A 22585-nucleotide genomic window follows, 5' to 3' on the forward strand; every position below is an offset into this window, starting at 1 on the left:
CATTAGAGTTTGCAAATATCGTCAATTAATCTGAAAATAAAGCACGTTTAATGAAATTTTAATCAAAAATTTCTATCTCCTTTAAAATATTTTTTGTTACTTTGCAGCAAAGTATAATTTCTATTAATAAAAAATCAACTATGCAGAAAAAGCTGAAACTTGCAGTTCTGGCTCTATGCAGTTCATCAATAGTTTGTGCGCAAAACACGAACACACAGGTGAATCAACAGAATCAGACAGCAAATGTGATGGACGAATCAGCCTTCACATTCACAGAGGCACAGTTAGGAGAGGACAACGACAGAAGCGACAATGTTACCATCCTCAACTCTAGCAGCAACGTTTACGCATCGGAAGTGGGTTATCTCTATTCGCCTATGCGCTTCCGTTATCGTGCACTTAACCAGAAGTATAACGATGTTTACATAAACGGTGCGCCGATGAACGATATGGAAACCGGACAGTTCCGTTATTCAATGGTAGGCGGACTTAATCAACAAACCAAGAATGTGGACTTTTCATTACCGTTCGAGAGCAACAACTTCTCTATGACAGGTATGGCAGGCAGCAATAATTACGATTTCCGTGCAGGCTCAATGGCTGCAGGCCATCGTCTTACGTTGTCTGCTGCAAACCGCAACTACACTCTTCGTGGGATGTACACTTATGCGAGTGGATTCAACAGCAAAGGTTGGGCCATTGCAGCCAACGTTACCTACCGCTGGGCAAACCGTGGCTATGTAGAAGGAACTTTCTACAATGCACTTTCTTATTTCTTCGGTGTTCAGAAGAAATGGAACAACGGTCACTCACTCAGTTTCTCCACGTGGGGCAACCCTACCGAACGCGCTTCACAAGGTGCAAGTACCGATGAGGCGTATTGGTTGGCAAACGACTATCATTACAATCCATACTGGGGCTACCAGAACGGACACAAGCGCAACAGCCGCGTAGTGAACGACTTTGCTCCTTCTGCCATCTTCACTTGGGATTGGGATATCAACGACAAGATGAAACTTACCACAAGTATCTTCGGTAAGTATTCTATGTACAAGAGTACAAAGCTCAATTATAACAATGCTGACAATCCCGCACCAGACTATTGGAAGAATCTCCCAAGCAGTTACTATGACGTATGGAATGAGAACGATACCCGTTACCGTACATCGCAGGCCTTTGCCGACTGGAACACGGCTGTAAGTTGGTGGGGCAACAAGGCGAATCGCCAAATTCAGTGGGATCGTCTCTACTACGCAAACCGTCAGGCAAATGCTAACGGACAGGATGCGCTCTACTATATTCAGGCCAAGCACAATGACAATGCAATGGTTACATTGTCTTCCTCATTTACCAACCACATCGGTAAGAACAAGCTCTTCAATGCAGGTGTGATCCTCGGCCAGAACTTCGGTCGTCATTATCAGACCATTGAAGATATGCTCGGCGCAAACACTATCCACAACATCAACACTTACGCTATCGGAACTTATGCCAACGGCGACCCACGCATTCAGTATGATTTGAACACGATGGGTACTCAAGGACGTGGCGCACTTGTTTACGAAGGCGATAAGTTTGGTTTCGACTATAATCTGAATGTACGCCGCGCTTCTGTTTGGAGTAACTTCTCACAGACCATCGGCAACATTCACTATATGGTAGCCGGCAAGTTGGGTTACGATAATATGTATCGTCGCGGTCATATGCGGAACGGTATGTTCGCAGACAATTCTTTCGGCAAGAGCAGACACGCAGACTTCGTCTCCGGTGGTGGTAAGTTCAATGGTTCTTGGTCAATGGGAAGAGGACACACACTCTCATTGGGAATGGGTTATGAACACCGTGCTCCGCAAGTAAGCACAGCGTTTGCTTCTCCTGAGATGAACAATGATTTCGTTCAGAACCTCCGCAATGAACGCATCTTCTCCAACGAATTGAGCTATCAATATGCAGGCAGTTGGCTGCACGCTAACTTCAGTGCTTACTACAATCGTCTTACCAACGTAACAGAATGGCAGAACTTCTACTTTGATGATGCGAATTCATTCACATACGTTAGTATGACCGGTATCAAGAAGCACTATATGGGATTGGAACTTGGTCTTGATTTCAAGCTAACCAGTTTCCTCGACTTCAAGGCTCTTGCCACTGTAAGCGATGCCAAGAATATCAACAACGCAAACGCTGTTTATATGAATTCTACAAAGAGTACATATAATAAGGAGACAGTTTATAATGAAGGTATGCGCGAAAGTGGCACTCCCCTCTCGGCTTATAGTGGTATCCTCAGCTTCCATCAAGGTGGATGGTTCATTGACATCAGCGGCAACTTCTACGACCGTATCTATCTCTCCTATGCGCCAAGTCTCCGCTACGAAAGCACATTGAAGACAATGGGAACACAGTTTGGGGGTATTGATGCAGAAGGAAACTATACTCCATACGCTCAAAGTAAGGGTAAGGGTGGATTTATGCTCGACGCTTCAATCGGTAAAAGTATTTACCTGAAGCACGGAAGTCTGTCCATCAACCTGATGATCAACAACGTTTTGAACAATGAGAAGATTGTTACAGGTGGATACGAGCAGAGCCGTAGCAGTTATACTATCAACCAGTCTACCGGTGCAGTCTCTACACGTGCCTATGACTTCTACAAGAACACCAAGAAGTATTACGTTAATGGTATCAACGGTATGTTGAATATTGCTTATAAATTCTAGAATGCACTAACTGAATAATATGATGAAAATAAAATTTTTGATAATGGCAGCCGTTTGCGCGCTTTTCGCTTCCTGTATGGGCGACAGCTACGCAGAGACTGACAAGTCTGTGTTGCCATACGGAAACAATGACTTAACTGAAACAAATGTAGTAAGCATTGCAGAACTGAAGAAAATGTTCGCAACTGAAATTGCTACTTCATACGGTTTTAAGAAAGTTGATAATGATTTGAAGATTAAGGGTATCGTTACAAGTACCGATGTAGAGGGCAATGTCTATAATGAAGTTGCCTTGCAGGACGAGACTGGTGCAATTATCATTTCCGTAGCACAGAATGGTATATACGGTTATCTCCCAGTCGGGACAGAAGTTCTCGTAGACCTTAAAGACCTTTACGTAGGTAACTACGGTCTTCAGCCACAAATTGGTGTTCCAAGTATGAATGCTGCTGGAACAACTACAAGTATTGGGCGCATCAGCCGTGCAACTTGGGACAAGCACTATAAGATTCTTTCAACAGGACACGATGTGCAGCCGGAAGTATTTGCCGACGGTGCAGCAGCTACAACTTGGAATCTCAACGAAGATGCCGGCAAACTCGGTGTCATCAAGAACGTAACACTCAAGAGCAGCAGCCCGGTAGTGGATTCCACCTATGCCAATGCAAAAGGTGGTGCCGGAAGTGTGAAGTGGTATTTCAAGGAGCAGAACTCTAATGTATTCCTCTACAACAGCAACTACGCCGACTTTGCAAACGCAAAGATTCCTAATGGCAAGGTTGATATTACAGGTATTATCAAAAGATTCAACAACCAGTGGGAAATCATCATCCGTACACTTGATGATATAAAGCCTGCCGCTCCTGAAGCGAAAGCCATCTACGCTAACTCAATGGCAGTAGAACCAACCGACTGGACTTACGACCAAGGAACATTAGACCCTGCTATCAGCTATGTATGGAAGTGGGCATCGGCTGCTTACGGAATGAAGGCATCGGCTTATGTTGGTGGCGCACGTTACGAAACTCACGCTCGTGTAACCTCTCCACAAATCGACCTTACAGGCGTAACTCACGCAGCATTGTCCTTTGATCAGGCAGCACGCTATTTCAGCGACTTCAATTCAGAACTCAAGGTTCAGGTTTCAACCGACAAAACCAACTGGAAAGACCTCACTTTGGATCAAGTACCTACGGGTGCAGACTGGAACTTTATCACAAGTAAAGCCGATTTGACTCCATATTGTGGCAGCAAGGTTTATATTTCATTCTACTATAACAGTACAACGACAACTGCTGCTACGTGGGAATTTAAGAACGTTGAAGTTAAATAATCATCATTAGAAATAAAAATAAGAACAGAATATGAAAAAGTTAATTTATTCAATGGTTGCTATGGCTATGGCAGCATTTACCCTCACAAGTTGTGAAGATGTGCCAATGCCATACAGTATGACATTTGAAGAAAACGGAGGTGGCTCTGATACTCCTCAACTCGACCCATCCGGTACCGGTACACAGGCTGACCCATTCAATATTGCTGCTGCTCAGCAATTCATCGAAGCAGGGCAGAATCTCGATCAGGTTGTTTACGTTAAGGGAAAGATTTCAAGCATTAAGGAAATCGATGCTACAAACTATGGCAACGCTACTTATTATATTTCCGACAATGGCTCTACAACCAATCAGTTCTACGTATACCGTGGCTATGCTTTGGGCAATGTGAAGTTTAAATCAGACAATGAGATTAAGGTTGGCGACGAAGTTATCGTTGCAGGTAAGCTCGTGAACTTCAACGGAACAAAGGAATTTACACAGGGCAACTACATCTATTCTTTGAATGGAAAGACAGCAGGCTCAACACCTTCCACAGCTCTCAACACAGAAGAAACAGCTTTCACGGTAGCTCAGGCAATTCAGAAGATTACAGAAAATGGCGGCAAGGCTCTGAGTGCTGAAGCTTATGTAAAGGGTGTTATCTCCAAGGTTGAGTTCTACAATGAGAAATACAAGAGTATCAGCTACTATATTACCGATGCAGGTGGCACCGATACACTTCAGATTTATTCAGGCAAGGGCTTGAACGGCGCAGACTTTAATGCTATTACAGACCTTTCAGTAGGCCAGACCGTTGTTGTAAAGGGTATCCTCAAGGCTTTCAACGGCAAGAACGAAATGGACAAAAACAATATCATTGTTTCTATCTCAAATCCGACCGCCCCAACAAGCGCAGCCCTGACAGCCTCATTCAGCGAAGGTATGGATGGATTCACAATCGTAGACCTCAAGGCAATCCCGGCAGAGCTCGGTGCAGTATGGAAGCACGATGCCAAATTCCATCAGATGAAGGCAACAGCTTTCAAGAGTCCGACAAGATATGAAACTCAGAGCCGTATCGTATCTCCAGCATTCAGCCTTGCAGGCCGTACTTCTGCCATATTGAAGTTCCAGCACGCAGCGAAATATTATGGTTCAATGGCACCAACTGACGCTGCCAAAGTCTATGCTTCAACAGACGGTACAAACTGGACAGCATTGCCAATCAGCGCAATGCCGGCAGGTACCGACTGGAACTTTATCGACGCTACTTGCGATATGGCAGCATTTGCAGGCAAGAGCACGGTTTATATTGCATTCGAGTACAACAGTACAACCACCGATGCTTGTACTTGGGAAATCAAGAACGTTACAGTAGAGTAAAAAACTCACTTAAATATTTGGCAGGGTGCAGAATTATTCGTAATTTTGCACCCTGTTGAGTATTGTATAGTTTCTATTCATTAGAACATAAAAACAATATCGTACGTCGATTTTTATTAATAACAAACATATAAAATTAAAATGAAACAAGGTATTCATCCAGAAAACTATCGCCCCGTCGTATTTAAGGATATGTCCAACGGCGATATGTTCCTTTCACAGTCTACTTGCAAAACATCTGAAACAGTAGAATTTGAAGGCGAAACTTACCCAGTGGTTAAAATCGAAATCTCCAGCACCTCTCACCCATTCTATACTGGTAAGAGCAAGCTCGTGGATACAGCAGGTCGTGTTGACCGCTTCATGAACCGTTACGGTAAGTTGAAGAAGTAAGACGATATACCCACAAATAATAAAGTGCGGTCAAGCGTAGTTGCATATGCGCTTGCCCGCACTTTTCTTTTCTCCCTCATCCCACACTATTCTTCTGCGCCTTTCTTGCAGAACCGGGATTCTCAGATTATATTAACTTTATACGCGCTTTATGAAACAAATCCATTTTGCAGGTCTTTCTGCCTCCCTACTGCTTTTTACTTCTTTCACATTACTGTCTTGTAGTGGAAACGACGATGATCCAACAGGTGGAAAAGAAAAAGAAGAAGTTAATCTCAATTCCAACCTCAACAATCCGAACAAAGCTACACACCGTCTGGAATTTCCCAAAGTAAAGGGTGGCAACAGCATCATCCTTGTACACGAGGCACAGCTCGCATACGAAGACTCACGGAAGAGAACGAAGTATGAACACGGAATTAATTACAGCGTGGAATGGGACACGAGCAAGAAATCTCAACGTTGGAGCTGCTATCAGATGTATGCCAACAACAGTGCCACAAACACAAAGAGATATTATGCAGATACTTACAATGGAGAGGTTCAGTATCCACAAGACCCCGCATTAGCATCGCAATATCGCTTCCAATCCGACCCCTTCTGGAGAACAGGCTTCGACCACGGTCACATCTGTCCTTCAGCCGACCGTCTCTGTTCCAGAGAAGCTAACATTCAGACTTTCTATCTCACGAATATGCAACCTCAATTAAACAGTTTCAATGCAGGCGTGTGGGAAAATGGAGAAAGCTGGCTGAGAAGCAAGAACAACAACACTTTCCGTGACACGCTCTACATAGCAAAAGGCGGAACCATCGATAATGGCAGTCAAATAAAGCAACGTTTGGGATCCGGACTTATCGTTCCGAGATACTTCTTCGTGGCTGCACTTGCAAAGAAGGGCAACAACTATATGGCTATCGGCCTGTGGTTTGAGCATAAGTCAGACAATAACAGCATCAGCCTTGCATACGTCCGCAATATCGACGAATTGGAAGAACTCACGGGCATTGATTTCTTCTGCAATCTTCCCGACGATATCGAAAATCGCATAGAATCCCTCCCACGAGAGAATGTTGCCCGAGTTTGGGGAATCAATTAGAGAAACTACAACTGACAAAATATGTAAAGGACTTAACGCCTCGGTGTTAAGTCCTTTTTTATTTTTCCACTATTCAAAATATGCCCTATTGCACATTAAGACCACTAAAACTCTCACAGGCATTACAGGATTGCAGTTTTCTCCTCATTGCCGAACTCAGACAGCTATCGCAGCTTCCTGTCAATTTCAAGTAAAGAAGAAAGCCTTGCCTGCCGAAGCAGACAAGGCTCTGATTATAGATTTGTTTTACAATTTAATGAATAATGCCTTATCTTTCGTGCAACCTGTTGATGGCAGTAGTCTTGTTTTCAGCTGCCTTGTTTTCAGTAGCCTGCCCGAACGACTTGCCTTCCAACTTACCGGCAGCCTTTCTCGCCCTTGTCATCGTTGTGCCCTTTGCATTCGTAGCCTGACGAGCCAAGTCGATATAGAATACATCCGACGTGTTTGAACTGATGCCTACACCATAGAATGTGTCGTAGCCCTTTTCCTTATCGTAGCCAAGTTTGAAACCGTTGGTCGATGAATCTATATCCATTACGAATATCGTACCACTGGCGGTGTATTTGATATAGATATCGCCGTTAGTGTTCACGTACCACGCAAAGTTCAAAGTCTGTGAATTACCCTTATCATCCGTATCAATTTCAACGCCGTTGCCGCTCAATGAGTTCACAGAAGAATTGTACTGGAAGAATTTCATATTCGCAGTAAAAGTATCCTGTATACGCTGACCGGTTTTATCGTCCGTGTATTCATAAATCATACTGCCCTCCCATTCGCCGCAAAGCGTCTGGGCTTCCTCCAAAAGTTTGGTATTCTGCGTATTTATCTCATCATTATAGTTGTCGTTCCAACCATAACCACCGTTGTTATATAAATTCCAATACGGAGTTCCACCCTTATTGATTGCATTCAGGAAAGCAACAAATTCAGATGCCGAAGCATAAGGATAGTAATGCAGGAACCAATTGTAGCTTGTGAGATAATCCGCCCCACCCGGAAATGTATACCAATAGTTTTTCACAGCCTCTGCAACTGGGTCGTTATAATAGTAATAATCATCATTGTCATCACAACTTGTGAAAACCAATGGAGTTGCTATAAGCGTAAACGCTAATAAAAGTTTGCTGAATCTTCCCATAACTTAAATTTTCATTGATTTATCTGATGCAAAAATAGGAATAAAAAAACGGACACGGAATATAAATACTCTATTTGCACATAGGGAAATCCCTATTCAGAGGGAGCAAACTGCTATCCCGAAGAGGATGATTCTGTTTTTAGGACTTTTAATAAATCCAACAAATGGAATAGGAAAATATTTCGTACTTTTGCAATTACTACCATAGTGGGTATTTAACAAAAGAACATTATAAGATATGAAAACAGTTTATGATTTTACCGTCAAGGAAAGAAAAGGCGGTGAAATATCGTTGAAGTCATTCGCAAATGAAGTTTTGCTCATTGTAAACACAGCTACAAAGTGTGGTTTCACTCCTACTTACGATGAGCTTGAAGCTACTTACGAGAAATATCACGCACAGGGTTTCGAGATTCTCGACTTCCCCTGCAACCAGTTCGGGCAGCAGGCACCCGGCACGGATGAGAGCATTCACGACTTCTGCAAGCTCACATACGGAACACAGTTCCCACGATTCAAGAAGATTAAGGTGAACGGCGACGACGCTGAACCTCTCTACAAGTTCCTAAAAGAGCAGAAAGGCTTCGCAGGATGGGACGAAAGCCACCAACTTACCCCGATTCTCGACAAGATGCTTTCCGAAGCCGACCCTGACTATAAGGAAAGTTCAGACATTAAGTGGAACTTCACGAAATTCCTGATTAATAAGAAAGGACAGGTTGTAGCACGTTTCGAACCGACCGAAAAGATTGAAAACATCAACGCTGAAATAGAAAAACTCCTCGCAGAATAAGGAAACACCATAATGAAAGGCTAAAAAGGAAATACCAAGCATTTTCCTTTTTAGCCTTTTTCAGTTTATAGGGCATAGCCCGACAGCTTTCCATACCCTGCAATCCTAATGCTACATCGCTGCCTTTCCGTCATTTTCCTTTTTACTCTTCGCCAGCATTCCCACGAACGTCAGTACCCCATTGAGCATCAGAAGTTCATAGCCGAACTTGTAGTGCCACAGGTGCATTGCAATACTGTCAAGTCCGTAGCAAATCAAAGGGCTTGTAACAGCAATATAAGGCACAAGACGGTCGTCCGTGCGCCGTTTAGTGAGCAGACCGAAAGCAAAAAGCCCCAACAACGGACCATAAGTATAGGAACAGATAATGTAAACGGCATCTATGAGGCTCGTAGAGTTTACCACTCGGAAAGCCAAGATAAACAGTGCAAATATTACAGCTATGCCTATATGAGCACGTTTTCGCAAACCTTCATTCTGAGCATCTTCACGAATATCCACACAGTAGCTCGTAGTCAGCGAGGTTAAAGCCGAATCGGCACTCGAAAAACACGCCGCCACCACGCCTATCGTAAAGAGCACCACTACCCCACTTCCCAACATTCCTCCCGCCGTCGGCAGGAGCATCAGCTCGTCTGCCGAAGCCGGAACAGCCATTCCCTGCTTTTGCAGATACATCATCAACAACACACCCAGCCCGAGAAACAGCAGATTTGCCGGAAGGAAGGCAAAACCATACGTACACATATCTTTCTGTGCTCCACGCAAGGTCTTGCAGGTAAGGTTTTTCTGCATCATATCCTGATCCAGTCCTGTCATCACGATCACGATGAACACACCACTAAGGAACTGTTTCCAAAAATTCTGTCTCGAAACAAAATCGTCCCACACGAATATCCGTGAATGGCTGTCCGACACAACAGCCCTGAATGCCTCCGAAACATTCATATCCAACGCTCCGATAACTTTATATATAATAAGGAAGAGTGCCATAAACATACAAACCGTCTGAAGCGTATCCGTAAACACCAACGTCCTGATGCCTCCCCTGCGTGTGTAGAGCCAAATAAGCATAACCATCACTACCACCGTTGCCGGGAAAGGAATGCCGTAGGCGTCTAAAACAAACCTTTGCAATATCATACACACCACATAAAAGCGCACGGCAGCCCCTGCCATCTTGGACAAGAGGAAGAAAGACGCACCGGTCTTATAGCTTCGCCGTCCCAATCTTTCCTTGAGATAGGAATATATCGTGGTAAGATTCAGCCGATAATAGAGCGGCAGCAGCAAGAACGCAACAATCAGATAGCCGACGATAAAGCCCATACACGTCTGGGCATACGACATATTCCGCCCGAGCACCATCCCCGGAACACTCACGAAAGTAACGCCCGAGATGCTCGCCCCAATCATTCCGAATGCAACAAGATACCAAGGCGACTGCCTGTTAGCGCGAAAAAACGTATCGTTGTCTGCTTTCCTGACGGTTAATCTACTGAATAGAAGCAGTAGGCAAAAGTATGCAAGTATTGTTCCTATAATCAACATAACGGGACAAAATTAATAAAAAAAACGCTATTTGCCCTCATTCCCATTTCTTTTTTGCTGCCCAGAGCTGTTTTTTATCAACTTGTATCGAATGCCAATAACGAATAAGATATGGCAATAAAATCCCAGTTGCTCACAGCCCCTTAATTACTTGATAATCAACACACAAAACATTGGTTTTCATTCTTGCGAAGATTGCATTCCATTCTTCGCAAAAACGCACGGCAATCTTGCGAAGATTGCACGGCATTCTTCGGTTACTTGCAAACCGTGTCTTTTTAATCTGCCTGTAAGAATCATTGTCCGGCTGAATTGAAGACACAATCCTTTTCGTTTAACAAGCGAAAAGAATCCAAGCATTAAATAGTTAAAAGATTTTTAACCAATGAAATATCCACTATTTTTTCATACCTTTGCTTTGCTATAACGATTTATCAATAGTGTAAAAGTATGAAAAAGATATTGATAGCCTTGCTCATTGGTCTTCCAATGATGTCTGTGGCACAAACTACACTCACGCCGGAGCAGGAACTGGAACAGGCGCAACGCCAGTTACAGGAGGCGCAGAAAGCACTCGAGGAGGCAAAGATAAAGGCTGCCAAGGCACAAAAACAGGCTGAGGAAAAGGCAAAAGCAGAAGCCCGGGAAAGGGCAAAGGCGGAAAACGAAGCCAAGGCGAACGCTATAAAAAAGAAAATAGAGGAAACAAAGGCCGAGGCTGCCAGACTTGAAGCCGAAGCCCGAAAACTCGAACGGCAGGCAAAGGAAACGGAGACACACAATGCCGCTGCCCCTCAAGCCGTTGAAACAGGCAAGATTCAGGCTGCAAATGAGGAAAAGGCACAGAACGAAACCAACAGTTCGTGGATAATTCCGGAAAAGACGCAGGAACGCAAACAGGCAGTTTCCGCCGTAAAAGAGAAGAAAGCCAACAAAGACGCCATCTATCTCGAGGAAGGAGCTGTGCCGGAAGTAAACGGTCAGGTGGTCTGGAGCAAGCGTTTTGAAGCTCCAAATCAGGATGCCAACACCATTTACGTGAAAGCTCTGGACTATCTGAACACGCTCTTGCAGGGCGAGAACCAGTTGGAAGGAAGCCAGATTGCAATCGTAAACAAGGATGAGCACGGCATCGTTGCCACAATGAAGGAGAAGATGATTTTCTTTTCGGGTTTCCTCTCACAAGATCAGGCGAAATTCAACTATGTACTGCAAATAAAATGCTATGACGGTTCGGCAGATTTATCAATAAGCCGGCTTTCCTATGACTACTCTTTTCAGGGAAAAGACCATCACTACACAGCCGAAGAACTCATAACCGACAGATATTCCATCAACAGAAAGCGCACAAAGTTGTATACACTCGGGAAGTTCCGCCGCGGCACAATCGACAGAAAGAACGAGATATTTCAAGGATTCAGAAATGTATTGAACCAACAATAGGGATATTTTAAAAGAACAACAGAAAGATGATTGAAGAATCGCAGCGCAGCACGGCGCATAGACCAGACCACCGTATCAACAAGCAGAAGCCTGCCGACAGGTATAAGACGCTCCGGCAATGGCTCAACATTATTTTTATGGTTGGAGCTATCGTGGGTGTGATATTCTATCTCACCTCGGGCAATCAGAACACCGGTATCATTATTATCCTTGCTTCAATGGTATTCAAGTTCGTTGAGGCAGCACTTCGAATGATTCGTTAATGAAGAGAAAAATCTCCTTATGGACTTTGATGGCTTTCTTCTGTATTGCCGTCAATGCACAAGACTATAATCAGATAACCGACGACGGCACGTTTACTGCCAGTGGCTATCAGCAAAACCGACAGCTCGGAAGGTCGGATTCCGTTCAGCATCAGCACAAGGAAATTCCGCGAGGAATAAAGGTATGGACTATCGACGAGCGTTTCGGCGACAGAAGACCTGCCGTGCCTGATACGCTGTCCGAAATGTATATGAATTCGATTTTCAATACAGGGTTGAGAGGCGAGTACAACTCATTGGGCAATCTCGGTTCGCCGCGCCAGAACAGAATATTCATCGACAGACAGGAGTCCACGGACTTTCTCTTCCTTGACCCTTACGATTACTTCATCGTGCGGCCGGAGGATTTCCGGTTTACCTCTACCCTTTCGCCAATTACCAACCTGTCGTACAACACGGCAGGCAACAGGACGAATGGAGAAGACCATTTCAAGGCTCTCTTTGCCATCAATGCCGGCAAGGAATGGGGTTTCGGATTCAAATTCGACTATCTCTACGGCAGAGGATATTACAGCAATCAGAGCGCATCGCACTTCAACTACTCTATGTGGGGAAGCTATCTCGGAGAACGCTATCAGGCGCACCTGCTCCTGAGCCTGAACCATCAGAAAGTTACCGAAGGAGGAGGCATAACCAATGATGCCTACATCACTCATCCTGAGGCTTTTAACGATTCCTACGATGAAAACGAAATACCGACGGTTCTGTCGCAAAACTGGAACCGAAACGACAATCAGCAGATATTCTTCAACCATAAATACAGCGTGGGATTCTTCCGGAAGGTTCCTATGACAAAGGAAGAAATAGAGGCAAAGAAATTTGCTATGAAAGCGCAAAAGGCACAAAAGCAGCAAGAAGAAAAGGAAAAGGCAAGAAAGCGCGCCCAAAGGAATGGAGAGGATTTCGACGAGGACGAATTTGACAAGGCGCAGATTACAGCCGGAAGACCGGAAGATGCAGCCATTGTCGGCGATGCGCCAACGGCGAGTTCCCGCACACCGGAGAATAAGGACGCTTCGGCGCAAGCCAATGACACGATAATGATTCCACCTGCCGGGAACGACTCAACGAGCCAATGGATGAAGGATGAATACGTGCCTGTAACGAGCTTTATCCATACGGCGCGTTTCGACAATTTCAGACGCATCTATCAGGCATACGAAACACCGAACAACTATTATGCGAACGACTATTACAGTCAGACAGCAACAGCCAGCGATTCCATCTATGACAGAACAAGGTCGTGGGCTTTCAGGAACACGGTTGCCGTTGCGCTTCTCGAGGGTTTCAACAAATGGGCAAAGGCTGGCTTGAAGGCATTCGCATCCTACGAGCTTCGCCATTACGAATTGCCGATGGCTGCAACTCCGTCAGGTGGTGCGAGGGCTATATTCAATGGTTACGAGAAATGGAATCAGCACGACATATCGGTAGGTGGTCAGCTGCTGAAAACGAGTGGAAACACCGTCCATTACGATGTAAGTGCCGAGGCGTGGCTTGCAGGCGAACGGTCGGGACAACTGCATATAGACGGCCACGCAGACCTGAACTTCCCCCTCTTGGGCGACACGGTTCAACTGGCTGCCACAGCTTTCTTCCACCGCAATGCACCTTCGTTTTTTATGAATACCTATCGCTCGCGCCATTATTGGTGGGACAACGATCTGGATCAGCAGATACACACACGTCTGCTGGGCGAATTTTCATTGAAGAAGACACGCACGAAACTGCGCATAGGCTATGATATGCTCAAGAATTACACCTACTTCGGCTTGCAAAACAACCGTGTGGCGAATGGAAATAATTATATGATCGAGGCAAACGACGTGAATGTGCGTCAGCACAATGGGGCGGTAAGCCTCCTCACGCTCCAGCTTCATCAAGATTTCAACTTGGGCATTCTGAATTGGCAAAACGTTCTTACGCTTCAGAAGTCGAGCAATGAAGATGTGCTGCCGGTGCCTGCACTCAACGCATATACGAATCTCTTCATCCGATTCAAGATAGCCAAGGTGCTGCGTTGCGACCTCGGAATCGACGGACGCTATTTCACAAAGTACTATGCACCGGAATACATCCCGGGTATGGGTACGTTCGGCATTCAGGAAACAGGAGGCAGCCGCACGAAGGTGGGCAATTATCCTATCCTGAACGCTTATGCCAACTTCCACCTCCAGCATACTCGTTTCTTCGTGATGATGTCGCATCTCAACAGCGGCGATGGAGGCGAATATTTCTTCACGCCCCACTATCCGCTCAACGAACGCATCTTCCGGTTCGGAGTCAGTTGGAATTTCTTTAATTAGCACAAGACCGATGACTTCGCGCAAGAGATTGAGAGGATAAACAAGGCTTTTCATACCCCACGAGTGCCCTATGACGATACCCCACTCGTGGGGTACGACTGCACCCCACGAGTGGGGTACAAAAGCCGTTGTTCGTACAGCATTGAAAACAGAATGTTCTGCGATTCATCCAATACTTCCTCATCTGATAAAAAGCTATGCCCAAAACAGATTTTCTCACTTCAATGGAATCCACCGTCAGGACAAACTCCCTCTATGCGTGGATTCTTGCAGCCAGACCCAAGACCTTGACCGGTGCAAGCGTGCCGGTAATGATAGGTACGGCTATGGCGTTCAAGGACGGAGGATGGGAGAACTTCCAGACAATCCCTGCCCTGCTCTGCTTTCTGTTTGCATTCATTATGCAGATAGATGCCAACTTCGTAAATGATTACTTCGACTGCCTGAAAGGAAACGACGACTCATCGACACGTCTCGGACCGAAAAGAGCGTGCAGCGAAGGGTGGATTACGCTTCCGGCTATGCGCACAGGACTGCTCATTACCACGCTGTTGGCTTGCATCGCAGGGCTTCCTCTCATCTATTACGGAGGGTGGGAAATGATTCTGATTGGAGCACTGTGCGTATTGTTCTGTTTTCTCTACACCACCAAACTCTCCTATCTCGGCTTGGGCGACGTTCTCGTGCTTGTATTCTTCGGAATCGTACCCGTTTGCCTTACCTATTACGTTATTCTTCCTCACGGTCTCCAAGCCATAACTTGGCAGGTATTGCTTGCCTCGGTAGCCTGTGGGCTGGTTATCGACACTCTCCTCATCGTGAATAATTACAGGGACAGAGAGAACGACAAGCGAGACGGAAAGATAACGCTCGTGGTGAGGATAGGAGAAAAAAGGACTGAATGGCTCTATCTCTGGTTGGGCATATTGGGATTTATCATCATTGCATTCCTGTTTATTTCTGAAGGCACGAAATATTCCTCTTGCAGTGTACTTATGCTTGTTTACTTCAACCTTCACAAAACCACACAAGGAAAAATGAAACGCATAAAACAAGGAAAGGAACTGAATAATATTCTCGGCGAAACGGCAAGGAATATGTTTATCTTCGGACTCCTTACCACGATAGGAATATTGATTTCGGCAATATAAAAGAACTGAATTATGACACAAAAAGTAAATCTGGAACTGATGGAATTTGTTGAACAGCAGATTCTTCCCCGATATAATGCCTTCGGAAAATCGCACGGACTCGTACACGTGCAGCGGGTTATAAGAAACGCTCTCGACTTAGTGAGAATCACAGGTGCCGATGCCAATATGGTCTACGTCATTGCAGCCTATCACGATCTTGGAATGGAAGGGCCTCGTGCCGTCCATCACATCACGAGTGGGAAGATTCTTATGGCAGACGCACGATTGAAAAAATGGTTCTCGCCCGAGCAGTTCCGCATTATGAAAGAAGCCGTGGAGGATCATCGTGCAAGCAGTTCGAGGGCACCGAGAAGCATTTATGGGAAGATAGTGGCCGAAGCCGACCGCGACCTTGAACCGGAAGTAGTATTCAGCCGTGCAATAGAATACGGTCTTGAGAATTATCCCGAAATGGAAAAAGACAAACAATGGCTACGATTCTACGACCACATGAAGGAGAAATACAGTCGCACAGGCTATCTTCGCTTGTGGATTCCAAATTCTCCGAATGCAAAGAATATGGAATTTATACGAGAAACCATCGACAATGAAGAAGCCCTACATAAGGTGTTTGACGAATTGTATGAGAAGCTGACGAACTAAGCTGCACATAAAACGAGCCAAACCTGTATATAAAACTGGTTAGGCCTGCATATTTAAACGAACTAAACCAATATATAAAACGACAAGAGAGAATCAATATTCTCTCTTGTCGTCTTTCAGTTCCCACATTTTAAACGCATTGATAGCCTCATTGCGAAGCAGAATCTCGGATGGTTTCTTGCGATATTGTGGCTCGATGGCGATTTCTTCGTAAATGAAATCATCGTCGAAACCTATCTTGCCTGCATCCTTACGGTCATTGGCATAATAGATTTTATCCAAATGCGCCCAATAGATGGCTCCGAAACACATCGGACAAGGTTCGCACGAAGTATAGATAACACATCCACTAAGGTCGAAAGTTCCTAAATTCTTGCAGGCTTTACGTATGGTCGATACCTCTGCGTGAGCCGTAGGGTCTGTGTCTATCGTTACGTTGTTACTGCCTTCGGCGATTATCTCGCCATCTTTCGCGATGACTGCACCAAAAGGGCCGCCACCATTGCGAACACTGTTCTCAGAAAGCGCAATAGCTCTGCGCATTAATTCCTCGTTGGTTAATTTCATTATATTTATTGTTTTAATTTATCCATTACCATTTTCAGCCCTTATAACTTCAGCTATTCGTTTTCAAAATACGTTCAGATAGCCCAATTCGTTTAGCAGATACACAAGCACGGCAAGTGCTATAACAGTAGTAATGATTCTGATAATACATCCCGTAACCTTCTTGATGATGAACACACCAACTACTATTACGGCTATGATACCTATATAATATTGCAAATCTCCCATATCTGATTGTTATTTTTTTGAGAAAAGTGTCCTGAAGCTGACAGGAATAGGCGTATCGAACTCCATTGGCTGATGCGTTATGGGATGATAAAAGCACAGAACGTATGCGTGGAGAGCCAACCGGTGGACGGGATCGTCGCCGTTTCCATATTTAATGTCGCCACAAACCGGATGATTCATATCTGCTGCGTGGACACGGATTTGATTCTTGCGACCCGTTTCGAGCTTAAATTCCACCAATGAATGGTGCTCCGTACTATCCAAAACCTGAAAATGCGTTACGGCATACTTACCGCCGTTATCTTCCGGCGAACTGTAAGTAACATAAGCCTTGTTATCCTTCAGCCAATTTGCTACCGTTCCGTTGTCTTCCTCCATCTGTCCGCTCAATACTGCAACGTATCGGCGATCGTAAACGATGTTGTGCCAGTCGCGTTCCAATATCTGTTCAGTCTGCATATCCTTGGCATATATCATCAATCCGGAAGTATCACGGTCGAGACGATGCACCACGTGGGCATTGCACTTCTGTCGAGACTTCTTGAAATAATCATCCAACACCTTCTTTACGTTGAGTGAAGAATGCCCTGCTGCCATCGAAAGGATGCCGTGATTCTTTTCCACCACCACGAGATACCTGTCTTCATAAACCAGTTTCACGTGTCTGCTGTGGAACTTATCATTAGACTTGCTGGTGCTCACCGAAACCTTATCGCCGGGACGCAGCATAAAGTCAAACTGTGTAACCAGTTTCTTGTTTACCTTAATGCCTCTATTCTGGAGCGTCGCCTTAGTCTTTGACTTGCTCTGCTTAAGATTTGCCAGCAGCCATTCCAACAATGGTGCTTCTTGTTGTACAACCAAATGTTCGTACTTATCTTGCTTCTGATATGGATTATGTCTTTTCATTAGAGTGCAAATATAGATAAAAAAATCCGATTATAAGCCAATTGAAATAAAAAACAGAGATATTTATTCGCAAAAACAGTTTCCAAAAATATAATGATGAAATGAGAACAGACTGGCACTATACCGAAATCTCTTCTGTTCATAAAACCTTTATGTAACGAAAGGGAAAGGGGTTTCGTGTCTTGAAAGGAATATCCGTTCGTTACCCAAACTTAATTGGTGGTGGAGCTTGGAAGTTTTTCACAACGTTTACTAATGGAGTGATTACGGTTTCGTATTTCGGAGGATATTCCAGTCGGATGGTGTACCACGTGTCTTCCATCAAAATCGCCTTCACGTGGTAGCGTTTCTTTCCTCGTGTGCCTGAAACAATGTAATAATTATCCTTTATGTATTCCTCGGAAGCGTTTTCGCTAAGGACTTTCATTGCTGTTTTCACATCCCAATTCATAGTGTTGAAATGACCACTCACATTAAGCGTGATGTCCTTGTAAACGAATCTTCGGCTCTTGCCGTCGCTGCTTTCCGGTTCGGGTGTAAGAAAATCGGGATACGAAAGTTCGTATCCGTATTCGCTGTTTACATAGCTGTTGTACTTGATTACCGTAAGTCGAGACGCCATTTCTTCATAATCTTCCAAATCGTCGGCAGGTATTGAATATTGTGAAGTGGCTTTCACCCGACTTACTGGGTCGTCTTTGATGAGATAAGTAGCTTTCTCTTCCTCCTCGTTGGTGTAAACGTCGTCAGGAGTATCGTATTCGTTGCTTTTTGGAGTATTCTTTTCTGTATTTCGCCGACACGAAACGACAACACCAACAATGCCGAAAAGGGAGAGAATCAACAGACTCTCCCATTTTGCCCATCGTGTCTTTTTGCCGATTCGCATTGTTTTTCTGTATTGAAGAAACTTATTCCTCCACAAGACTGACCGTCATACTGATGTCAGCTTTCGGACGATCGCCTCTCATCGTCTCACAATTCTGAATCTTCTCCACAACATCCAATCCTTCTATTACCTCTCCGAAAACGGTATATTGATTGTCAAGGAATGGCGTTCCACCAACTTTGGTATATGTTTCAATCTGTTCTTCCGTGAATTTCGGCTTCCCCATTTCCTTACATTGCTTCTTTGTCATTTCAACAAGACGATCCTGAAGTTCCTGCAAACCTGCACGGTCCCGGTTTCTACGGAAATTCATCACTTCGTCGTGGTGTTCTTTCGCAAGTTTTGTGAATACTTCCTGTTCCTGCTGCATTTCCATCTGCTTCTCCAGTTGCTTCAATTCGCCCGCATTGAAAGTTTTTCCCCACACGATGTAAAACTGACTGCCGCTGCTTTCACGCTCAGGGTTCACCTCATCGCCGAGTCGGGCTGCACTCAACGCACCACGCTTGTGGAATAGTTTCGGATAGACGAACTCGGCAGGTATGGTATAGTCCGGACCACCTGTGCCCAACATCTTGCCCTGCGGTGCACCTTTGCTGTCCGGATCACCTCCCTGAATCATAAAATCCTTGATGACACGATGGAACAATGTGCCGTCGAAATAACCTTGCTGCGCAAGTTTTATGAAATTATCCCGATGCTTCGGTGTCTCATCGTATAATTTCACAACGATATTTCCCACACTTGTGTTGATGTTTATTTTTGTAGCCATAAGCTATTTGTCGTATTTTTCTGTTTGTAATATAACTTTTCAGTATTCACAAGTAGGGCGTTCAAAGAGAAACTGCATTTAATTTTGAACACCCTACACTTTATACCTTTCCTTATCCGGCCGTCAAGAGAATCTCTTTTACCCGATTAGTATTACCGTTACGCCACGTGCAGCCTGCGCACCCATAACAAGCGACTGCTCGATATCGGCAGTTTTGCTCGGTCCGGAAATGAAAACGCCATAACCATATTCAGTCATTTCCACCTGCTTGTAGGCTTCGTGCATATTGTTTACGAGACTGTTTCTGTCCAACAGAATCACGAGTTCCTCTGAAATAAAGCAGACGGAACGTTCCTTCATTGTTTGAGGAATCCAGACACAGCCGTTTTCCGCCACGCCGAATACACCTTTTATAATACCGACATCGGTTCCATTGAGGTCGGCAGCTTCTGCAACAGCATCCGGATTTCGGTCGGCTTTGACACCTTCCACATTAGATGCAAACACCTTTGCTTCAGGATAGGCTGCACGGATTGTTTCGTTCAGGTCGTCGTCGGGGCTTACTTCGATAACCTTTGCGCCTACGGTTTTCGACATTTCAATGAACTGCTTCGCCACATCATCGTAGACGATACCCTTTACAGGCTCTTTGGGCATATCAAACTGCTGACAAGTGCCTTGACGCAGTTTGGCAAATAAATCTTCTTTCTTCATAATTGATAGCGTGTTGAATGGTTTGGCAACGGACATCTATGAGCAGTAGTACTACTTTTTCTCTTTCAGCTCCTTCATTGCCTGTTTGTAAATCTGATGGAACGGCTTCTTCGGAAACTGCATCATTTCGTGTCCTATGCCCCAAGCATTGAGTTTCGTCTCAAACAGCTTGCGGGGAACATAATTCACTATCGACGAACTCTTCAGCAACGTATCGTAGAGGGCATAGTTCTCAAATACCGTCCTCATTCCATTCGCCATCAGTTTCTTCTCCTTGTTTTCAGTACCGAACGCCTCAAGTTCCTGCCGCCAGTTGTAAATCTGGCTTCCCGGCTCCACCTTAGTCGGACAAACGTGGTCGCAGCTCAAGCACAATGAGCAAGCCGATACGTTTCCGCTGTGCTTCTGTGGGTCTTTCAGCATACCGAGATTCACGCCGATAGGGCCGGGAATGAAATAACTGTAAGAATATCCCATTGAACGGCGATAAACTGGACAAGTGTTCATACAGGCACCACAACGGATACACTTCAGCGTTTTCCAATGAGTGTCGTTGGCTATCATATCGCTGCGTCCATTATCAACGAGAATCACGTGCATCTCTCCGTCAGGGCGGGCCTTGCGGAAATGGGAAGTGAAAGTTGTTGTAGGCTGACCTGTTCCGCAACGGCACAGAAGCCGCTGGAAAACGGCGAGTGCATCGTAATCGGGAATTACCTTTTCTATACCCATCGAAACGATATGAAGTTTCGGAATCGATGTACTCATATCGGCATTTCCCTCGTTCGTACAGATAACGCAGTCGCCGGTTGCAGCCACACCGAAGTTGCAGCCTGTCATACCTGCTTCTGCTTCGATAAATTCTTCACGCAAACTGTAACGCGCACATTGGGTAAGGAAAGTAGGGTCGTGGTTGCCTTCTTCGGTGGAAATGCCTTTTTCCTCAAACATTTCGCCCACCTCGTCGCGCATAAGATGAATAGCAGGCATAACGATGTGTGCCGGTTTGAGATTCATCAGTTGGATGATGCGCTCGCCCAAGTCGGTTTCCACCACGTCAATACCACGTTCTATGAGATAATCATTCATCTCGCATTCTTCGGTAAGCATCGACTTCGATTTTACCAACTTCTTAACCTTGTGCGTTTCAAGAATGCCATAGGCAATCTCGTTGAACTCCTGTGCGTCCTTAGCCCAATGCACTATGACGCCGTTCTTCTCAAGATTGTTTGCGAACTGCTCAAGATAGTCTGCCAGATGGGTTACGGTGTGCTGTTTTATCTGACTTGCGTGCTCACGCAGGTCTTCCCATTCAGGCAGCATTGCCGCCATCTTGTCTCTCTTTTCGCGAACCGACCAGAACGTCTGGTCGTGTCTTGTTATCTTTTCAGGGTTCTTCAGGAACTCTGCTGCTTTCTTTGAATGACTTGTTGCCATAACTTCTTTGCTTTAAACATTAAATACCTGCTGCGAGAATTTCAGCAACGTGCTTGAACTGGATACCGTATTTGTTCTTTTTGCTGATGCCCTGCATGTGCATCAGACAGGAATTATCGGAACCTGTAATGAATTCCGCACCAGTTTCTATGTGGCGTTTCAGTTTATCGTAGCCCATTCTTGTGCTCACGTGAGGCTCTTCAACGGAAAACATCCCACCGAAACCACAGCATTCGTCGGAACGCTCCGGCTCTTTCACGGTAATTCCCTGTTTGAGCTTCAGCAGATCAACAATCTTGTTGAACGGTGCGACGTGCTCCTCAGAGGGCGAACTCAGGCCGAGTTCCCTCACTCCGTGGCAGGAATTGTGTACAGACACCACGTGATTGAAGCTGCCCGGCAGCTCCTTGACTTTAAGGACATCGTGCAGAAACTCCACAAGTTCCATCGTCTTTTCAGGCGTTTCGCACTTATGGTCGTGGATTTTCGGATGGTTTACGCGCACGAAGGAAGCGCAAGAAACGCTCGGCGTAACAACATAGTCGAATTCCTTGAATATATCTTCAAACTTGCCGGTCAGCTTTCCTGACATACGTTCAAAACCTCCGTTTGCCATCGGCTGTCCGCAACAGGTCTGACGCTCGGGATAAACCACGTCCAAGTTCAGCTTTCGGAGAAGTTTATAGGTTGCCACACCGACTTCCGGAAACAGTGCATCAACATAGCACGGGATAAATAGACCTATTTTCATAATGTTTAGCTCTTGTTCTATTGTTCTGACACAAAATTAAGAATAAATTAT

At 45.1% G+C, this 22585-nt stretch carries 21 protein-coding genes; 11 read left to right on the forward strand and 10 right to left on the reverse strand.

Annotation, left to right across the window (positions count from 1 at the left end; all coding sequences use genetic code 11):
- Positions 1 to 140: 140 nt before the first annotated feature.
- From P150_RS0114020 to P150_RS0114040, 5 genes are all read left to right on the forward strand, one after another.
- Positions 141 to 2720 carry a TonB-dependent receptor gene (locus tag P150_RS0114020; RefSeq protein WP_028898243.1) on the forward strand — a complete coding sequence of 860 codons (2580 nt, stop codon included), beginning with the start codon at positions 141 to 143 and terminating at the stop codon, positions 2718 to 2720.
- A 19-nt stretch (positions 2721 to 2739) separates the two neighbouring features.
- Positions 2740 to 4053, forward strand: a complete 1314-nt coding sequence (locus P150_RS0114025; protein WP_028898244.1) for a DUF5689 domain-containing protein — start codon at positions 2740 to 2742, stop codon at positions 4051 to 4053.
- Positions 4054 to 4084: 31 nt separating this feature from the next.
- Positions 4085 to 5419, forward strand: coding sequence for a choice-of-anchor J domain-containing protein (locus tag P150_RS0114030; RefSeq protein ID WP_028898245.1), 1335 nt, complete (start codon positions 4085 to 4087; stop codon positions 5417 to 5419).
- 141 nt (positions 5420 to 5560) lie between these two features.
- A complete protein-coding gene (locus P150_RS0114035) occupies positions 5561 to 5812 on the forward strand; it encodes a type B 50S ribosomal protein L31 (protein WP_028898246.1) in 252 nt (83 codons plus the stop codon).
- A 151-nt stretch (positions 5813 to 5963) separates the two neighbouring features.
- Positions 5964 to 6911 (forward strand): DNA/RNA non-specific endonuclease, encoded by a 948-nt coding sequence (locus P150_RS0114040; RefSeq protein ID WP_028898247.1) that lies wholly within the window; start codon positions 5964 to 5966, stop codon positions 6909 to 6911.
- 268 nt (positions 6912 to 7179) lie between these two features.
- On the opposite strand, the gene P150_RS0114045 is transcribed toward P150_RS0114040, so the two are convergent.
- Positions 7180 to 8055 carry a hypothetical protein gene (locus P150_RS0114045; protein ID WP_028898248.1) on the reverse strand — a complete coding sequence of 292 codons (876 nt, stop codon included), beginning with the start codon at positions 8053 to 8055 and terminating at the stop codon, positions 7180 to 7182.
- A 238-nt stretch (positions 8056 to 8293) separates the two neighbouring features.
- Here P150_RS0114045 and P150_RS0114050 point away from each other — a divergent pair, with 238 nt between their 5' ends.
- The gene (locus P150_RS0114050; RefSeq protein WP_028898249.1) at positions 8294 to 8848 is read left to right on the forward strand and encodes a glutathione peroxidase; all 555 of its coding nucleotides are present in this window, start codon (positions 8294 to 8296) and stop codon (positions 8846 to 8848) included.
- A 111-nt stretch (positions 8849 to 8959) separates the two neighbouring features.
- On the opposite strand, the gene P150_RS0114055 is transcribed toward P150_RS0114050, so the two are convergent.
- On the reverse strand, positions 8960 to 10399 hold the full coding sequence (locus P150_RS0114055; protein WP_028898250.1) for a sodium:solute symporter: 1440 nt from the start codon (positions 10397 to 10399) through the stop codon (positions 8960 to 8962).
- Positions 10400 to 10849: 450 nt separating this feature from the next.
- Here P150_RS0114055 and P150_RS0114065 point away from each other — a divergent pair, with 450 nt between their 5' ends.
- The 5 genes from P150_RS0114065 (at position 10850) to P150_RS0114085 (ending at position 16267) form a co-directional block, all read left to right on the forward strand.
- Entirely contained in the window at positions 10850 to 11842 is a 993-nt protein-coding gene (locus P150_RS0114065) for a DUF4468 domain-containing protein (protein ID WP_028898251.1), read from the forward strand.
- 26 nt (positions 11843 to 11868) lie between these two features.
- Positions 11869 to 12105: a hypothetical protein gene (locus tag P150_RS0114070; RefSeq protein ID WP_028898252.1), complete on the forward strand. Its 237-nt coding sequence runs from the start codon at positions 11869 to 11871 to the stop codon at positions 12103 to 12105.
- A complete protein-coding gene (locus tag P150_RS0114075; RefSeq protein ID WP_028898253.1) occupies positions 12105 to 14471 on the forward strand; it encodes a putative porin in 2367 nt (788 codons plus the stop codon). The genes P150_RS0114070 and P150_RS0114075 overlap by 1 nt, the downstream gene beginning before the upstream one ends.
- Positions 14472 to 14668: 197 nt before the next feature.
- Positions 14669 to 15622, forward strand: coding sequence for a 1,4-dihydroxy-2-naphthoate octaprenyltransferase (gene menA, locus P150_RS0114080; protein ID WP_036932236.1), 954 nt, complete (start codon positions 14669 to 14671; stop codon positions 15620 to 15622).
- Between the two features lie 12 nt (positions 15623 to 15634).
- Complete coding sequence (locus P150_RS0114085) at positions 15635 to 16267, forward strand: HD domain-containing protein (RefSeq protein ID WP_028898255.1); 633 nt, start codon at positions 15635 to 15637, stop codon at positions 16265 to 16267.
- A 93-nt stretch (positions 16268 to 16360) separates the two neighbouring features.
- On the opposite strand, the gene P150_RS0114090 is transcribed toward P150_RS0114085, so the two are convergent.
- The 8 genes from P150_RS0114090 to P150_RS0114125 form a co-directional block, all read right to left on the reverse strand.
- A complete protein-coding gene (locus tag P150_RS0114090; RefSeq protein WP_036932237.1) occupies positions 16361 to 16834 on the reverse strand; it encodes a nucleoside deaminase in 474 nt (157 codons plus the stop codon).
- A gap of 63 nt (positions 16835 to 16897) precedes the next feature.
- A complete protein-coding gene (locus tag P150_RS17865) occupies positions 16898 to 17062 on the reverse strand; it encodes a hypothetical protein (protein ID WP_197018094.1) in 165 nt (54 codons plus the stop codon).
- Positions 17063 to 17071: 9 nt separating this feature from the next.
- Positions 17072 to 17971 carry an RluA family pseudouridine synthase gene (locus tag P150_RS0114100; RefSeq protein ID WP_028898257.1) on the reverse strand — a complete coding sequence of 300 codons (900 nt, stop codon included), beginning with the start codon at positions 17969 to 17971 and terminating at the stop codon, positions 17072 to 17074.
- Between the two features lie 202 nt (positions 17972 to 18173).
- On the reverse strand, positions 18174 to 18860 hold the full coding sequence (locus P150_RS0114105) for a hypothetical protein (RefSeq protein ID WP_028898258.1): 687 nt from the start codon (positions 18858 to 18860) through the stop codon (positions 18174 to 18176).
- Positions 18861 to 18882: 22 nt separating this feature from the next.
- Positions 18883 to 19632 carry a peptidylprolyl isomerase gene (locus P150_RS0114110; protein ID WP_028898259.1) on the reverse strand — a complete coding sequence of 250 codons (750 nt, stop codon included), beginning with the start codon at positions 19630 to 19632 and terminating at the stop codon, positions 18883 to 18885.
- A gap of 138 nt (positions 19633 to 19770) precedes the next feature.
- Positions 19771 to 20346: an LUD domain-containing protein gene (locus tag P150_RS0114115; RefSeq protein WP_028898260.1), complete on the reverse strand. Its 576-nt coding sequence runs from the start codon at positions 20344 to 20346 to the stop codon at positions 19771 to 19773.
- Positions 20347 to 20397: 51 nt separating this feature from the next.
- A complete protein-coding gene (locus tag P150_RS0114120) occupies positions 20398 to 21783 on the reverse strand; it encodes a lactate utilization protein B (RefSeq protein ID WP_028898261.1) in 1386 nt (461 codons plus the stop codon).
- Between the two features lie 19 nt (positions 21784 to 21802).
- A complete protein-coding gene (locus P150_RS0114125; RefSeq protein ID WP_028898262.1) occupies positions 21803 to 22534 on the reverse strand; it encodes a (Fe-S)-binding protein in 732 nt (243 codons plus the stop codon).
- Positions 22535 to 22585: the final 51 nt, after the last annotated feature.

Source organism: Prevotella sp. HUN102, from assembly GCF_000688375.1.
GTDB lineage: Bacteria > Bacteroidota > Bacteroidia > Bacteroidales > Bacteroidaceae > Prevotella.

What these genes read in the sequence shown, in the direction of transcription:
- P150_RS0114020 (WP_028898243.1), top strand. Translation starts at nt 141, where the DNA reads ATGCAGAAAAAGCTGAAACTTGCAGTTCTGGCTCTATGCAGTTCATCA.
- P150_RS0114025 (WP_028898244.1), top strand. Translation starts at nt 2,740, where the DNA reads ATGATGAAAATAAAATTTTTGATAATGGCAGCCGTTTGCGCGCTTTTC.
- P150_RS0114030 (WP_028898245.1), top strand. Translation starts at nt 4,085, where the DNA reads ATGAAAAAGTTAATTTATTCAATGGTTGCTATGGCTATGGCAGCATTT.
- P150_RS0114035 (WP_028898246.1), top strand. Translation starts at nt 5,561, where the DNA reads ATGAAACAAGGTATTCATCCAGAAAACTATCGCCCCGTCGTATTTAAG.
- P150_RS0114040 (WP_028898247.1), top strand. Translation starts at nt 5,964, where the DNA reads ATGAAACAAATCCATTTTGCAGGTCTTTCTGCCTCCCTACTGCTTTTT.
- P150_RS0114045 (WP_028898248.1), bottom strand. Translation starts at nt 8,055, where the DNA reads ATGGGAAGATTCAGCAAACTTTTATTAGCGTTTACGCTTATAGCAACT.
- P150_RS0114050 (WP_028898249.1), top strand. Translation starts at nt 8,294, where the DNA reads ATGAAAACAGTTTATGATTTTACCGTCAAGGAAAGAAAAGGCGGTGAA.
- P150_RS0114055 (WP_028898250.1), bottom strand. Translation starts at nt 10,399, where the DNA reads ATGTTGATTATAGGAACAATACTTGCATACTTTTGCCTACTGCTTCTA.
- P150_RS0114065 (WP_028898251.1), top strand. Translation starts at nt 10,850, where the DNA reads ATGAAAAAGATATTGATAGCCTTGCTCATTGGTCTTCCAATGATGTCT.
- P150_RS0114070 (WP_028898252.1), top strand. Translation starts at nt 11,869, where the DNA reads ATGATTGAAGAATCGCAGCGCAGCACGGCGCATAGACCAGACCACCGT.
- P150_RS0114075 (WP_028898253.1), top strand. Translation starts at nt 12,105, where the DNA reads ATGAAGAGAAAAATCTCCTTATGGACTTTGATGGCTTTCTTCTGTATT.
- menA (WP_036932236.1), top strand. Translation starts at nt 14,669, where the DNA reads ATGCCCAAAACAGATTTTCTCACTTCAATGGAATCCACCGTCAGGACA.
- P150_RS0114085 (WP_028898255.1), top strand. Translation starts at nt 15,635, where the DNA reads ATGACACAAAAAGTAAATCTGGAACTGATGGAATTTGTTGAACAGCAG.
- P150_RS0114090 (WP_036932237.1), bottom strand. Translation starts at nt 16,834, where the DNA reads ATGAAATTAACCAACGAGGAATTAATGCGCAGAGCTATTGCGCTTTCT.
- P150_RS17865 (WP_197018094.1), bottom strand. Translation starts at nt 17,062, where the DNA reads ATGGGAGATTTGCAATATTATATAGGTATCATAGCCGTAATAGTAGTT.
- P150_RS0114100 (WP_028898257.1), bottom strand. Translation starts at nt 17,971, where the DNA reads ATGAAAAGACATAATCCATATCAGAAGCAAGATAAGTACGAACATTTG.
- P150_RS0114105 (WP_028898258.1), bottom strand. Translation starts at nt 18,860, where the DNA reads ATGCGAATCGGCAAAAAGACACGATGGGCAAAATGGGAGAGTCTGTTG.
- P150_RS0114110 (WP_028898259.1), bottom strand. Translation starts at nt 19,632, where the DNA reads ATGGCTACAAAAATAAACATCAACACAAGTGTGGGAAATATCGTTGTG.
- P150_RS0114115 (WP_028898260.1), bottom strand. Translation starts at nt 20,346, where the DNA reads ATGAAGAAAGAAGATTTATTTGCCAAACTGCGTCAAGGCACTTGTCAG.
- P150_RS0114120 (WP_028898261.1), bottom strand. Translation starts at nt 21,783, where the DNA reads ATGGCAACAAGTCATTCAAAGAAAGCAGCAGAGTTCCTGAAGAACCCT.
- P150_RS0114125 (WP_028898262.1), bottom strand. Translation starts at nt 22,534, where the DNA reads ATGAAAATAGGTCTATTTATCCCGTGCTATGTTGATGCACTGTTTCCG.